The organism is Thioalkalicoccus limnaeus, from assembly GCF_041197575.1.
GTDB classification, from domain to species: domain Bacteria; phylum Pseudomonadota; class Gammaproteobacteria; order Chromatiales; family Chromatiaceae; genus Thioalkalicoccus; species Thioalkalicoccus limnaeus.
The window spans coordinates 1-14,697 of record NZ_JBDKXB010000029.1; the positions used below are offsets into that span (position 1 = coordinate 1).

The 14,697-nt window shown below is 68.2% G+C and carries 12 protein-coding genes; 11 read left to right on the plus strand and 1 reads right to left on the minus strand.

Translation table 11 applies throughout. From position 1 onward, the window contains the following. The 8 genes from ABC977_RS15500 to ABC977_RS15535 form a co-directional block, all read left to right on the plus strand. Positions 1-327, plus strand: a 327-nt coding sequence (locus ABC977_RS15500) for a tetratricopeptide repeat protein (protein WP_369668184.1), incomplete at its 5' end; no start/stop codon positions are given. Between the two features lie 193 nt (positions 328-520). Then, positions 521-2,635 carry a TonB-dependent receptor gene (locus ABC977_RS15505; protein ID WP_369668185.1) on the plus strand — a complete coding sequence of 705 codons (2,115 nt, stop codon included), beginning with the start codon at positions 521-523 and terminating at the stop codon, positions 2,633-2,635. A gap of 21 nt (positions 2,636-2,656) precedes the next feature. Further along, positions 2,657-4,171, plus strand: a complete 1,515-nt coding sequence (locus tag ABC977_RS15510) for an ABC transporter substrate-binding protein (protein WP_369668186.1) — start codon at positions 2,657-2,659, stop codon at positions 4,169-4,171. Beyond that, a complete protein-coding gene (locus ABC977_RS15515) occupies positions 4,168-5,034 on the plus strand; it encodes a class I SAM-dependent methyltransferase (protein WP_369668187.1) in 867 nt (288 codons plus the stop codon). The genes ABC977_RS15510 and ABC977_RS15515 overlap by 4 nt, the downstream gene beginning before the upstream one ends. Next, positions 5,025-5,993: an ABC transporter permease gene (locus tag ABC977_RS15520; RefSeq protein ID WP_369668188.1), complete on the plus strand. Its 969-nt coding sequence runs from the start codon at positions 5,025-5,027 to the stop codon at positions 5,991-5,993. The genes ABC977_RS15515 and ABC977_RS15520 overlap by 10 nt, the downstream gene beginning before the upstream one ends. Further along, positions 5,983-6,810, plus strand: a complete 828-nt coding sequence (locus tag ABC977_RS15525; RefSeq protein ID WP_369668189.1) for an ABC transporter permease — start codon at positions 5,983-5,985, stop codon at positions 6,808-6,810. Before ABC977_RS15520 ends, ABC977_RS15525 begins: the two co-directional genes overlap by 11 nt. Beyond that, positions 6,807-7,634 (plus strand): ATP-binding cassette domain-containing protein, encoded by an 828-nt coding sequence (locus tag ABC977_RS15530; protein WP_369668190.1) that lies wholly within the window; start codon positions 6,807-6,809, stop codon positions 7,632-7,634. Before ABC977_RS15525 ends, ABC977_RS15530 begins: the two co-directional genes overlap by 4 nt. Next, complete coding sequence (locus tag ABC977_RS15535) at positions 7,615-8,361, plus strand: ABC transporter ATP-binding protein (RefSeq protein ID WP_369668191.1); 747 nt, start codon at positions 7,615-7,617, stop codon at positions 8,359-8,361. The genes ABC977_RS15530 and ABC977_RS15535 overlap by 20 nt, the downstream gene beginning before the upstream one ends. Before the next feature lie 23 nt (positions 8,362-8,384). Here the strand turns inward: ABC977_RS15535 and ABC977_RS15540 are convergent, their stop codons facing one another. Further along, complete coding sequence (locus ABC977_RS15540; protein WP_369668192.1) at positions 8,385-9,023, minus strand: TetR family transcriptional regulator; 639 nt, start codon at positions 9,021-9,023, stop codon at positions 8,385-8,387. Between the two features lie 89 nt (positions 9,024-9,112). On the opposite strand from ABC977_RS15540, the gene ABC977_RS15545 reads away from it, so the two are divergent. The 3 genes from ABC977_RS15545 to ABC977_RS15555 all read left to right on the plus strand — a co-directional run bounded on the left by ABC977_RS15545 (position 9,113) and on the right by ABC977_RS15555 (position 14,664). Beyond that, positions 9,113-10,282 carry an efflux RND transporter periplasmic adaptor subunit gene (locus ABC977_RS15545; protein ID WP_369668193.1) on the plus strand — a complete coding sequence of 390 codons (1,170 nt, stop codon included), beginning with the start codon at positions 9,113-9,115 and terminating at the stop codon, positions 10,280-10,282. Then, positions 10,282-13,407, plus strand: a complete 3,126-nt coding sequence (locus tag ABC977_RS15550) for an efflux RND transporter permease subunit (protein WP_369668194.1) — start codon at positions 10,282-10,284, stop codon at positions 13,405-13,407. Before ABC977_RS15545 ends, ABC977_RS15550 begins: the two co-directional genes overlap by 1 nt. A gap of 132 nt (positions 13,408-13,539) precedes the next feature. Continuing rightward, a complete protein-coding gene (locus ABC977_RS15555) occupies positions 13,540-14,664 on the plus strand; it encodes an ABC transporter permease (RefSeq protein WP_369668195.1) in 1,125 nt (374 codons plus the stop codon). Positions 14,665-14,697: the final 33 nt, after the last annotated feature.

Consider the following 14,697-nt stretch of genomic DNA (forward strand, 5'->3'; position numbering starts at 1 on the left):
TGGGAGGCCGGCATGCAACGCTGGCCGGACGCGACCGTCACGCACTTCGGCCTTGGCAACGCGCGCTACCGAAACGGTGACACCACCGGCGCCGCATCCGCGTTCCGCGATGTCGTGGCGCTGGACCCCGGGCACGTGGCCGCACGATACAATTTGGCCCGGCTGCACCTGGACGCCGGCTGCACCGAGGCGGCGCGCCGCGAGGTCGCGCTAGCACGCGAGCACCTCGCCAGACTGCCGGCGATGGCGGAAGCACTCGTCGCGCTGGAACAGGAGCTCGCCGAACGCCCCGACCGCGGTCGCGCCTGCCGATTATCCATCGATTGATTCCCCGTTCTCTCTGGCGCTGACGTGGACGCCTACTCGGGCATCCACTTGGCGCCCAAACGGGATCCTTGTCCGGCCGATCACAAGAAACCGCGGCCGGCTTAGCATGCCTCCCTGTTGTCAGCTTCCCTCGAGGTGTTACCAAACCTATAATCGTGCCCGCCGCGAATCCGACTAGGGGGAGAATTCCAAGGTGTCGTCTGCTCGCCAACTCGTCGTCGCCGGGGGCCTGTACCTCGGCGGCTGCTGTTTCTCGATGGCCTTTGCCCAAGGACCGGCCGTCGCCGGTTCACCGCTTACCACCGCCGCGCTGCCCGAGATGGTGGTCACGGCGACCAAGACCGGCGTCGATCCGGCCTCGGTGCCCTTCACCGTCCACTCTGTGGACGCCACCGAGATTCAACGCCAACCGCAGCCCTATCTGACGAATATCGGGGAGCTGATTCGCGATCTGCCCGGGGTCAGCGTCGGTCAGGTCTATCCGCTCGGCCCGCCCTGGATCCAGTTGCGCGGTACCGGCTACTTCGTCGGCCGCACCATCTACGTCGTCGATGGCTTACCCTTGCTCGAGCCCATCGTCTCCACGACCATCCACCCGAACGATGTCGAGCGGATCGATGTCGTGCTCGGCCCATCCTCGGCCCTGTATGGCCCGAACGCATCCGGCGGCGTCGTCAACGTCATCACTCGTCGCGGCGCGCCCGGCATGGGGGCGACCGGGGCAATCGCTTATGGCAGCTTCGATACCTGGCGACCCCAAGCCAGCGTCGGCGGCGGCAGCGGGGACATGGATTACTACCTGTCCTATTCCGGCGATATCTCCAACGGCTACCCCTTCAACCCCGTCAGCGCCGGGATCGAGCTGTGGGATCTCGGTCAGCGCCAGTACCTGCCATCGGCGACGCTGACCGATGCGGCCTATGAAAAACACCATGTCTCCACGAGTCTCGGGTGGCGAAACGCGCAAGGTGCCAGCGTGCGGCTCGCGGCCAACTATATGAACGCCGATCAGGACGCCGGACAACCGAACCGAACCATCACCGATGACGGCGACCAACTGATCACGAGCCTGACCGCCGAGGTGCCGGTCGCCGACACCGCCATCGTGCGGTTTCGTGGTGGCTACCAGTATTTCAACCGGCCCTCGACCAACACCGGCGGTTTGACGCTCGATGGAGCGCGCAACCTGGTCCTCAATTCGACCCCGACCCTGAGTGGCCTTTGGGGGCCGCGGACCTTCATCCCACTGGAACTGCAGACCGACCTGTTCCTCGGTGACAACAACATCCTGACCGGCGGCGTCTTCTTCAGCCACCTCGATGACAATCGGTCGAATCGCTCCGCGGCGACCGGACAACTGTTGTCGAAATCCTCGTGGAAGACCGACAACCTGGCCTTTTATCTTCAGAATCAGACCTTCCTGCTCGATGACCGGCTGTCGTTGGTCGCCGGCCTGCGCCACGACTCGTGGAAGTACTATGACATCTTCGATTCCGGCTCGACGAATCGCACCCCGCCCGATGTCAGCAAACACTACACCACCTATCGCGGTGGGGCACGCTTTCAGGTCAACGATCAGCTCGCGCTGCGCGGCTCGGCCGGCACGGCTTTCTGGCCGGGCGCCACCATCTGGTTCTTCCAGAACCTCAGCACCGGTATGACCTGGCGCGAGGCGAACCCGAATCTCGATCCGGAGAAGACCTGGATGGTGGATCTCGGGGCCGATATGCAGTTCCCGACGACGGGCGCCCAGTTGGGCCTGACCGCCTACTACGGCAAGATCACGGACATGGTCTCCTATCGCTATGACGAGAACCCCGATCTGCCGGGCGGCTCGATCATCCGCACCCAGAACCTCGGCGGCGCCGAGATCTACGGCCTCGAGATCCTCGGCACCCAGCCGATCACCGAGCATCTGTCGTTCCGCGCCTCCCTGACGCTGAACCGTTCGCGGATCGAGGACACGGGCACGCTCGATGGCAATCAGTTGCGCAATGCACCCGACTACCATGGCAGCATCGGCTTCCAGTACCTGAACCCGACACTGGTCAATGCCGACCTGCGACTGCGCTTCTCCGATTCGCGCTACTACGACGACGAGAACACCGACCTGCCCTACTTCCTGATGGACGCCTACGAGACCCTCGACCTCAAGGTCTGGCGCGACTGGAAAGTGGCCAAGGATCTGACCTTGACCACGTCGCTGTCGGCGATCAATCTGCTCGACCAGGACTACCAACTGGAGCTCCACTATGTGGCACCAGGCCGTTATCTGGAGGGTCAGGTCGCGCTGCATTACGCGTTCTGATCGGCCGCACTGAAGACCCCTGTGCATCGAATCGGCCTGCCGGCCCTGCCGCCACTCGTCATCGCGCTGTGCTGGTTCCTCGGCGCCGGTGCACTGGCCGCACCCGAGCCGATCGGGGCGACGACGCTGACGATCGGCATCGGGCGCGACTTCTTCAACGGGCCCGAAGGCCAGGTCTACGTCCACGGCTCGACGAACACCTGGGAAGGGCTGACGCGGCTCGATGACCGTCTGACGGCGCAACCCTGGCTCGCCGAGGCGTGGCACACGCCCGATGACGGCCGCACCTGGGTCTTTCGGTTGCGGACCGGCGTGCGCTTTCACGACGGCTCGCCGCTAACCGCCGAACGCGCGGCCGAGACGCTGAACCGGCTGCGCGCCCACCCGCGTTTCGACCCCAATGGGCTGTTCGACGACGTCGAATCCATCACCGCGGTCGGCGAACGCGACCTGGTGTATCGGCTGACGGCACCGGTCCCGTTCTTTCCGAAGGCGGTCAGCTACTATGGCAGCCCGATCGTCGCACCGGAGACCCTGACCGCGGATGGCCGGATGGAGGGCCTGATCGGTACCGGCCCCTTTCGTCTCGGCCGCATCCGACGCGGCGACAGCCTCGAGGTGCTGGCGTTCGACGACTATTGGGGCGGCCGGCCGGCCTACGACCGCGTCCTGTTCCGGACCATCCTCGATGCCGATTCGCGTTTGCTCGCGCTACGCGCCGGGCAGATCGACGCGATCGTCGATTTCGGTGGCATCCTGCCACAGCAGGCGCCAGACCTCGCGCGTGTCAAAGGGGTCACGGTCAAGCACCGCGAGTTGGCCAACACGCACCAGGTTCAATTCAATTGTCGGCGCGGCCCCTTCGCCGAACGCGCCTGGCGCGAATGGTTCGCCAGTCGGCTCGACCGAGCCGCCCTGGTCGGGGTCTTCGCACCGGGGGCCGGCGTGCTCGCGCGCGACCCTCATACGCGGCTCGATCCGGATGTCGCATTCGGCTGCATCGCGCCCCCGCCGCCGATGGCGCCGCCCGGTGAGACGCGACCGGCCGACCCGCTGATCCTTCTGCTGCATAATGGCTTCGCCGGGCGGCTGCCGTATCTGGAGTTCGCCCAAGTCATCCAACAGCACTTGCGGGAGGCCGGTCTGCCGACCGAGATCCGGATCCAGGAGCCGGGGGCTCACCGCCGAACCCGGTTGGCTGGTGACTACGACCTGTTGATCGGGCCGACCGGCTTCCTGACCGGCGACCCGGATCATCACTATGCGAATTTCGTCGCCGGAACGGCGCCCTTCTCGGGAGGTTGCCGGGATCCGGACATCGAAGAGCTGATCGCGACCGCCCGCCACGAGACCGACCCGGCACGGCGACGCGACCAGTATCGCCGCCTCTGCGAATGGGTCGCGACCGAGTGGCCGATGATACCGCTCTACCACGAGGTCGCCCTCTACGCCCACCGCGAGACGGTCGCCGACCTGGAGATGGACGTGATCTTCCGACCCTGGCTCGACCGCGCGCGACCCGCGGCTGGACGATGAGTGGCGCGTTGCCGATCACGGACCTGACCGACCCGGATGCCTGGGCGCAGGCCTGGGCAGCCCAGCAGCAGGACGCGCTGCTGCTGCGCAGTCAACAGCGGCACCCGGAGCGCTGGCAGGCCTTCTACGACCGCTTCGGGCCACGCCTGCGCGAGCTGAGCGGCTTCGACCGGGCGCAGGGCATGCACCTGGTCGAGGCCATGATGCGCGGCGGCCTGCTCCATCCGGGCGACCGGGTCGCCGACCTCGGCTGCGGCTCGGGCTGGCTCGCCCGACCCATGGCCTGCCTCGGCTTGGAGGTGTCGGCGATCGACTCGAGCGCCACGATGCTCGCTCGCCTGGCCGATGACGCCGCCGCGGACGGATGCCGGCCGATCCAGAGGCGGCACCAGTGCTGGACCGGCTTCGAGCCGGATCCCCCGCTCGATCTGGCGCTGGCGGCCTTCTTCCCGCCGGCGCTGAGCCCGGACGGGGTCGCCCGCCTCGAGCGCATCGGCCGCTCGCGCGCGATCCTGCTCGCCGATGGCCGGCCGGGCCTGCCGTGGATCCGCGAGCTGTGGCAACGGCTGCTCGGCCAGGATCCCTACACCGGGGTCCACCACGAGCCATTCTTGCTCAATTATTTGATCGCCAGCGGCCGGCGGCCGAATCTGCTGCGCTGGCCGCTCGATCAACGGCTGTCGGTCCCCTACGAGGATTTGCGCGGCTTCTACCGCGGCTACTTCGCGATCTTCGGGGCCGAGGCGGCCGCCGTGGACCGCGCGCTGGAATCGATTCTGGCCGACTACCGCGACGGGTCCCAGGTCCGCGCCGACGGCCGCATCGGCATCACGCTGATCTGGTGGAGCGACGCTTGGGCCTGACCCCCCGCTGGCGGCGGTTGCTCGCGCTCGGCGCGCGTCTGGGCCTGACGCTGTTCGCGATCTCGCTCTTGACCTTCGGGCTCCTGTACCTGGCCCCTGGCGACCCTGCCGATGTGATCCTCGGCGCCCAGAGCGAGACGGCCACCCCCGACAAGGTCGCGGAGCTGCGCGAGCGGCTCGGTCTCGATCGGCCCTGGCCGGAGCAGTACCTGGACTGGCTCGCGCGTGCCATGCGTGGCGATCTCGGCGCCTCGTTCGCGAGCGGCGAACCGGTTGCGACGCTGATCGCGGAGCGATTCGGCGCGACGCTCGAACTGGCGGCCGCGACGCTGGTTCTGATCCTGGTACTCAGCAGTCTGACCGGTCTGCTCGCGGCCGCCCGTCCCGCGGGGCTGTTCGATCAGGGCTTGCGCTGGCTCGCGATCCTGACCCAATCGGTGCCGGGCTTCCTGCTCGGCCTGATGCTGATCTATGTCTTCGCGCTGACGCTTGGCTGGCTTCCGGTGTTCGGGCGCGACGGATTCGCGTCACTGATCCTGCCGACGATCGCGCTGGGTCTCGGGGCGGCATTGGTCCAGGGACGCATCCTGCGCGCCGAACTGCTGGAGGTACAGGGCCAGGATTACGTGCGCTTCGCCCGCGCCAAGGGTCTGTCCGAATCCCTGATCCTGTGGCGCCACGTGCTGCGCAACGCGCTGACCGGGATCCTGACCATCTGGGGCACGACGGTCGGCCGACTGCTCGGGGGTGCCGTCCTGATCGAGACGGTGTTCGCGTGGCCGGGGCTCGGCCGCCTGCTGGTCGAGGCCGTCATCGGCCGCGACCTGCCGGTGATCCAGGGCGCGGTCCTGGTCCTGACGCTCGCCTATGTCGGCGCGAACCTGCTCGTCGACCTGCTCCAGGGTCTGCTCGATCCGAGATTGGCAGCCGCGCCTTCAGGAACCCACGATGACCGCTGAGCGCCGCATCAACGCGCTGACCCTCGCGGGTGGCGTCCTGCTCGCCCTGCTCGTGACGCTCGTCGTCTTCGGTGGCGCCATCGCACCGCACGACCCGAATCAGATCGATCTGACCCAACGCTTGCAGGCACCGAGCTTGGCCCATCCCTTTGGCACCGATCAGCTCGGCCGCTGTGTCGCCAGCCGGATCCTGGCCGGCGCCGCCATGACGCTGAGCGCCGGGGTCGGAGCCTCGCTGCTGGCCTTCGCGGCCGGCCTGATCATCGGCGTCGGTGCCGGGCTCCTCGGCGGTCGTGGCGACTGGCTCTTGATGCGCCTCGTCGATGTCGCGCTGGCCTTCCCCGGTCTGGTGCTGGCCCTTGTCCTCGCCGGGTTCCTGCCGCCGTCGCCGACCAGTCTGACGTTCGCCCTGGCGCTGGCGGCCTGGCCCTGGTGGGCACGGCTGAGCCGCGGGTTGGCGCGCGAGGCCGCGACCCGCGAATACGTCGTCGCGGCCCGCGCGCTCGGGCTCGGCTGGCCGCGGCTCCTGACGCGCTACCTGCTGCCCCAGCTGTGGCCGTCGCTCAGCATCGCGCTGGCGGTGCGCACCGGCGGGCTGCTCGCGGCCGTCGCCGGCCTCAGCTACCTCGGTCTGGGGGCCCAGCCGCCAACCCCGGAATGGGGCCGGATGCTCGAGGAGGCCAGGGTGCACATGGGCCAGGCGCCCTGGCTGATGCTCGCCCCCGGGCTCGCGCTGACGGTCGCCATCGCCGCATGCCACCTCTTCGCCGAAGGCCTGCGTGACCAACTAGCCATGCGCCGGACCGAACCCGTGTGAGTCGCGAGCAGTCCCTGTCTCAACCGCGGCTCGAGGCGACCGGGATCGAGGTCGTGGTCGCGACCCGCGGCGGCGAACGGTGCCTGCTGGCCGGCCTCGATCTCAGGGTCGAGTCCGGCGAGATCCTCGGGCTGTGCGGCTCGAGCGGCGCCGGCAAGACCCTGACCGCGTTGACCCTCGGTGGCCTGCTGCCACCGCCATTGCGGTGGCGCGCGGGGTACATCCGCGTCGCGGGTCGGCTCCTTGAGCCGGGCCTGGTCCAGGAATGGCGCGAGATCCGTGGCCGCGGGGTCTTCGTGCTCTTCCAGTCGCCAGGTCTGGCCCTGAACCCGCGTCTGCGCATCGGGCTACAGATCGCCGAGACGCTGGTCAGCGCGCACGGCCTCGCGCGCCGCCCAGCCACACGCGAGGCCGCCCGGCTGCTGGAACGGGTAGGCCTCACGGCAGCAACCACCCGCGCCTACCCCTTTCAGCTCAGTGGTGGCATGCGCCAACGCGTGCTGATCGCGATCGCGATGGGTCTGCGCCCGAGCGTCGTGATCGCCGACGAGCCGACCACCGGCCTCGATCCAGCCCGTCGCGACGCGATCCTGGAACTCTTGCGCGAACTGGTCGCGGACACCGACGCGGCCCTGCTGATGATCAGCCACGACCTGGAGGCGCTCGCGCACCTGTCACGACGCATCGGCGTGCTCGACGCCGGACGGCTGGTCGAGATCGCGCCGACTGCCGAGCTGTTCGCCCGCCCGCGCGCGGTCGCGACCCAGCAGCTCGTCGCCAGCCTCGCGGCACTGCGTGCGGCCGATGACCAGCCCGTTGATTGAACTGATCGGCATCGCCCACGACTACCCGAACCCGGCCGGCGCGGGCCGCCGGCGCGTGCTCGATGGCATCGACCTGCGCCTTGGTCCCGGCGAGCGGCTCGGGATCATGGGGCCGAGCGGGGCAGGCAAGAGCACGCTGGCGCGGATCCTGATCGGCCTCGAACCGCCGAGCCAGGGACGCCTGTGCTTCGCCGGCCACGAGCTCGACCCGCGGCGCCGACCTGACCGGGCCCGGCTGCGCGAGGCGGTGCAGATGGTCTGGCAGGATCCGGCGCTTTATCTGAACCCGCGGCTCTCGGTCGAGCAACAGATCGAGGAGGCGCTCGCGCTGCGTCGCCCGCGACTGTCGCGGCCGGACCGGCGGGTGGCCACCGCGGCCCTGCTCGCCCAGGTCGGGCTGCCTCCCGACCTGCTGCCGCGACGCCCCCACGAGATCAGCGGCGGTCAGGCCCAACGCGTCGCCATCTCGCGGGCCTTGGCGCGCGCACCGCGCCTGCTCGTCTGCGACGAAATCCTCGCGAACCTGGACTTGCCGGCCCAACTGGCGATCCTCGATCTCCTCGCCCAACTCCACGCCGAGACGGGCCTGGCCCTGATCCTGATCGGCCACGATATCCGCCCCATCGCCCGCCTCTGCCAGCGCGTGATCTGGCTCGATCAGGGACGGATCCTCACCACCGCGCCCGAGTCAAACGCGATCCGAACGGCGGCCAAGCCCGACCGCTGAGCCGACCAAGGACGAGATCCTGATCAGGGGGCGGCCGGTCTCTCCGGGTCGTCGATCAGAAAACCACGCAGAAACACGCGGATCAGGTCCGGGGCCTCGGTCGCGAGGGCGAGCCGCTGCGGCTCGAGCAGCCACACATAAACCAGACCCGTGAAATACGACTCCAACGCCGCGACGGCCAGTTCCGGCGTGACGCCCGGCCGAATCCGGCCCGCGCGCGCGGCCGCTTGGAAACAATCGAGAAAGACTTGTACCCCTTGTCGCCGGCCCTCGAGCTCGGCGTCGCGCCAATCGGGATGACCGAGGTCCCGCTCGCAGCGGTGCAACACGATCGTGTAGACCCGCCGCAGTTGCGGATCCTGCGTCACGCGCTCGAGCGCGGCCAGGCACAGCTGCTCGATGACCCGGACCGGATCGCTGTCCGGTGCCGCGCGGAAGTCCTCGCGCAGACGCTCCAGCGGCAAGCGCACCCGTTCGAGCATCGCCGAATAGAGCTCGGCCTTGTCACGGAAGTGCCAATAGAGGGCACCACGGGTCAGGCCCGCCTCGCGTGCGATGGCCTCGAGGGTCGCCTGCGAGACGCCACGTTCCAGGAAGACCCGCTCGGCGGCGTCGAGCAATCGATGGCGGGTCTGTTCCGCCTCTTGTTTCGTTCGTCTCATCGTTGGGCACTTGACAGAATAGGGACCGAGATTAGTATACATACATGATTGTATCTTTCGACCATGCCTCTCGGCGGAGACCCTCGTCGATGTCCATCCTCTCCCTGTCTGGTCCGGCGCGATCGCGGATCGGCCCGATCCTGCTCCTTGGCGCCGGCCTGACACTGACCGCCTGTGGTCCCGGCGACGGCGATTCGGACCCGGCCAACCAAGGCGGTCGCCCTCCCCCGTCGGTGACCGTGACCTCGGTGGCGAGCGCGACTGTACCAGTGTTCGGCGACTATGCCGGCCGCGTCCGCGGTTCGCGCGAGGTCGAGGTACGCGCCCGTGTCTCCGGGATCCTCGAGGAGCGCCTCTATACGGAGGGTCAAGCCGTCGAGCAGGGCGCGCCCTTGTTTCGCATCGACGCGGAACCCTACCAGATCGCGCTGCGCATGGCCGAGGCCGAGCGGTCCAATGCCCAGGCCGGCCTGAACCAGGCCGAGCGCGAATGGCGGCGGATCGCCGATCTGCACCAGCGCGATGCCGTCAGCACGCGCGATCGGGATCAGGCCCTGTCGGAGCTCGAACTGGCCCGGGCGCGGCTCGACCTCGCCACAGCCGCGGTCGCCGATGCCGAGCGAAACCTGCGCTATACGACCGTCGCGGCCCCGATCGCGGGCACCACGGCCCTCGAGAGCCTACCGGAGGGGAGCCTGATCGAGCGCGGCACGCTGCTGACCTCGCTGATCCAGCACGACCCGATTCACGTGCGTTTCGCGCTGCCCGAGCGGGATGCCGCGATCCAACGTGCGGCGCGCGAGGCCATGTCGGGACACCGCCGCGTTCACCCGCACGAGGTCGAACTCCTGTTGCCCGATGGTCGCGTCTACGAGCATCGGGGCGAGGTCGATTTCACCGATAGCAGCATCGATCCGCGCACCGGCACCGTATCGGCGCGTGCGGTGTTTACGAACCCCGACCGGCAGGTGGTCCCCGGCCAGTTCGTGCGGGTGCGCATCCTGGTACAGGAACTGTCCGGCGTCTTCCCGGTAGACCAGACCGCGGTGGGTCAGGATCGCGACGGGGCACGGGTCTTCGTCGTCGATGACGAGGGCCTCGCGCGCAGCCGTGCGGTCAAGCTCGGTCCGATCGTCGACGGCCGGCGGCTGGTCCTCGAGGGTCTGGCCGACGGCGATCGGCTGATCACCAACGGCCATGTAGGTCTGAGCGACGGGATGCCGGTGGCCGTCGCCGAAGATCAGGGGCAGGATCCGTAATGCTGCGTTTCTTCATCGATCGCCCCATCTTCTCGTCGGTCGTCTCGATCGTCATCATCGTCGCCGGTCTGGCCGCGCTGCGGGTCTTGCCGGTCGAACAGTATCCCGATGTGGTCCCACCGCAGATCGTCGTCCAGGCGAGCTATCCGGGCGCCAGCGCCCAGGTCCTGTCGGAGGCCGTCGCGGCACCGCTCGAACAGGAGATCAATGGCGTCGACGACATGCTCTACATGGAGTCGTCGAGCACCGATGCCGGCTCGATCCAGATCACCGTGACCTTCGAGATGGGTACGGACCCGGATCAGGCGGCGATCAACGTCAACAACCGGGTGCAGGCCGCGCTGCCACGCCTGCCTCAGGCGGTGCGCGACCAGGGGGTACGGGTCCAGGCGCGCTCGACGAATATCCTGATGGTCGCGGTGCTGAGCTCGCCGGACGGCCGCTACGACCCGGTCTTCATCAGCAACTACGCGCTGCTCAACATCCTCGATGAACTGGTCCGGCTGCCGGGTGTCGGCGATGCATCGCTGTTCGGCGCCCAGGATTACTCGATGCGCATCTGGCTGCGGCCGGACAAGCTCGCCGAGTTCGACCTGACACCGTCCGATGTCGCCACCGCGATCCGCCAACAGAACGCCCAGTTCGCGGCCGGCCGCATCGGCGCGGAACCGGCCCCTCCTGATCAAGCCTTCACCTTCGCGGTCACGACCCGCGGCCAGCTCGCCGACCCGGACGAATTCGAACGCATCATCCTGCGCGCCGAACCCGACGGCCGCACCCTCCGTCTCGGTGATGTCGCCCGCGCCGAGCTCGGTGCCCAGAACTACGCCTTCTCCGCGACCCACAATGGCCGACCCACGGTGCCGATGGGGATCTACCTGCAGCCCGGCGCCAACGCCCTGGATACGGCGCGGGCCGTGCACACGGCGCTGACCGAGATCGCCGAGCGCTTCCCGGACGGACTCACGTATCACATCCCCTACGACACGACAGAGTTCGTCGAGATCTCGATCCGCGAGGTCGTGATCACGCTGCTGATCGCCGTCGTCCTGGTCATCGCCGTCACCTTCCTGTTCCTGCAGCACTTGCGCGCGACCCTGATCCCGGTCGCGGCGATCCCGGTCTCCCTGATCGGAACCTTCGCCGGCATGCAGGCGCTGGGCTTCTCGGTCAATCTTCTGACGCTGTTCGGCCTGGTCCTCGCGATCGGGATCGTCGTCGACAACGCGATCATCGTCATGGAGAACGTCGAGCGCCTGATGACGGAGAAGAAGCTCAAGGCGCGCGAGGCCTCGATCGAGACGATGGGCCAAGTCGCCGGCGCCGTCGTCGCCTCGACGCTGGTGCTGGTCGCCGTGTTCGCCCCGGTGGCCTTCCTCGGCGGTTTGAGTGGCGAACTGTATCGGCAGTTTGCGGTGACCATCGCCGTCTCGGTCGTGGTCTCCGGCATCGTGGCCCTGACCCTGACGCCGGCGATGTGCGCGCTGCTGCTCGACAAGCAATCGCACGAGCCGAGCGCGCCGTTTCGGCTTTTCAACCGCGCCTTCGACGCGCTGACCGAGGCCTTCGTCGCAGCGGTGGCCTGGATACTGCGCCGCCGGGTACTGGGTCTCGCGTTGTTCGCCGGCTTCGGCGCCACGGCGCTGGTCCTGCTCGAGCGGATGCCGACCGGCCTGGTCCCGCAGGAGGACCAAGGCGTGGCCCTGGTCGTCGCGCAACTGCCAGCGGCGTCGGCGTTGGGCCGCACCGAGCAGGTCCGCGATACCTTGTCGGCCCAATTGACGGGATTCGACGAGATACAGGACTTCACGTCCTTCGCCGGCTTCGACATCTTGGCCGGGACACTGCGCACCAATGCCGCCGTCGGCTTCGCCAACCTGACCGATTGGGACGAGCGCACCGCCCCCGATCAAGCCGCGGCCGCGCTGGCCGGGCGGATCATGGGGGTCGGGATGGGCATCCAGGAGGCCAACGTGTTCGCCTTCACACCGCCACCGATCATGGGGCTGTCCCTGACCGGCGGCGTCGAAGGCTACCTGCAGGTGCGCGGCGACACGACCCCAGAACGGATCGAGGCGCTGGCCCGGGAACTGATCACCAAGGGCAATGCCCGCCCCGAGCTGACCAATGTGCAGACGACGCTGACGACCGGCATCCCGCGCTACCATGCCGAGGTCGACCGTGACAAGGCGATGGCCGCCGGGGTCCCCATCACCGAGGTCTTCGACGCGATGCGCAGCACCTTCGGGTCCCTGTACGTCAACGACTTCACGTACGCCGGGCGGCTATGGCAGGTGAACCTGCAATCCGAGGGCGAGTTTCGCAGCCAGCCCGATGACCTGCGGCGCGTCTTCGTACGCTCGGTCACCGGCGACATGATCCCGCTGAGCTCGCTGGTGACCCTGGAGCGCACGAGCGGGGCCGATATCATCAATCGCTTCAATCTTTTCCCGGCAGCGAAGATCCTCGCGGACCCGGCCCCCGGCTACACGACCGGACAGGCCAAGGCGGCGCTCGAGGAGGTCGCCGCCGCGCTGGAACAGCCCGGCGACAGCCTGCTCGGGTGGATCGGCGAGGCCTACCAACTCGAGGTCGGCGCTGGGGCGGGCGCCATGGCCTTCGCGCTCGGCATGCTGATGGTGTTCCTGATCCTGGCCGCCCAGTACGAACGCCTGACGCTGCCGTTGGCGGTCGCCTCCGCCGTGCCGTTCGGCGTGCTCGGCGCAGCCATCGCGTCGTTCGGCCGGGGTTTCCCGAATGACATCTATTTTCAGGTGGGTCTGCTGGTCCTGATCGGCCTGGCCGCGAAGAACGCGATCCTGATCGTCGAGTTCGCGGCCCAGAACCGGCGCGCCGGGATGTCGTCGGTCGAGGCCGCGACAACGGCGGCGCGGCAGCGCTTCCGGGCGATCCTGATGACGGCGTTGACCTTCATCATCGGGACCCTGCCGCTGGTCTTCGCGACCGGGGCCGGTGCGGCCAGTCGCCAGGAGATCGGCACCGTCGTGGTCGGGGGCATGCTCGCGGCCAGCACGCTGGCGCTGATCTTCGTGCCGCTCTTCTATCGCCTGTTCGAGGACCTTGCGGCCTGGCGCCGGAACGGGAAGGGACCGGCTAGCGACTGACTAGCGACGCCGCCGGGGGGCACGCTCGACCCGGTAAGGCCGTCCGTTTCCGGTCCCGTGCTATGCTGTCGCGCGAGATCACTACCCCGCACCGGCCTTTTGACGACGACTCCCGACCCACGCCCCGATCCGATGCCGCCGACCCTGCACATCGAAACCGCCGATGCGGGGCATCTGCGCGTGGTCCTGTCCGGGGCCTGGACACTGGACCAGACCACTCCTGACCCGCAGCGGATCATCGAGATCCTGGCCGGCGATGCCTCGATCTGCCGGATCGGGTTCGAGACCTCGGGTCTGACCGCATGGGACACGGCCTTGCCGGTCTTCTTGCTCGCGATCCAGAAGCATACCGGCGGCGGCTCGGTGATGCTCGACACGAGCGGTCTACCGGAGGGCGCGCGCCGCTTGGTGACGCTCGCGACGGCCGTGCCGGTGCCCGATCAGGGCGCAACGGGTAGCGTCGATGGCCTGCTCGTTCGCATCGGGAAGGCCACGCAACGGCTCGGGGCCGAGCTAGTCGCCATTCTCGGGTTCCTCGGTGAGACCGTGCTGGCCCTCTGGGCTTGGATTCGGGGGCGCGCCCGCTACCGTCGGACGGATCTCGGTCTGCTGTTGCAGGATGTCGGTCCACGGGCCTTGCCGATCGTCACCTTGATCAGTTTCCTGGTCGGCGTGATCCTGGCCTTCGTCGGTGCCGTGCAACTCGCACGATTCGGCGCCGAGATCTTCATCGCCGACCTGGTCGGGTTGGCCATGGCCCGCGAGATGGGCCCCATGATGGCGGCGGTCATCATGGCCGGTCGCACCGGCGCTGCCTTTGCCGCGCAGATCGGGACCATGCAGGTCAACCAGGAAGTCGACGCCTTGCGCACGCTCGGGATCTCGCCGATCGAGTTCCTGGTATTGCCGCGGGTCATCGCCCTGGTCGTGATGATGCCGCTGCTGACCCTTTATGCGATCCTCGTCGGCATCTTCGGGGGGCTGATCGTCTCGGTCAACCTGTTCGACGTGACCCTGATCCAATACTGGAACGCGACGCTGGCGTCGCTGAACATCGAGCAATTCGTGATCGGGCTGAGCAAGAGCCTGGTGTTCGGCGTGCTGATCGCGATCGCTGGCTGTTATCAGGGCATCAAGACCGGCGGCAGTGCCGCCGCGGTCGGTGCGGCCGCGACGGCGGCGGTGGTTTCGGCGATCGTCGCCATCGTGGTCGCCGACGGCGTGTTCGCGGTCCTGCTCAATGCCCTGGAACTCTGATCGGCCCGACGTCCGCGAAGGCTGTTGGCCAGC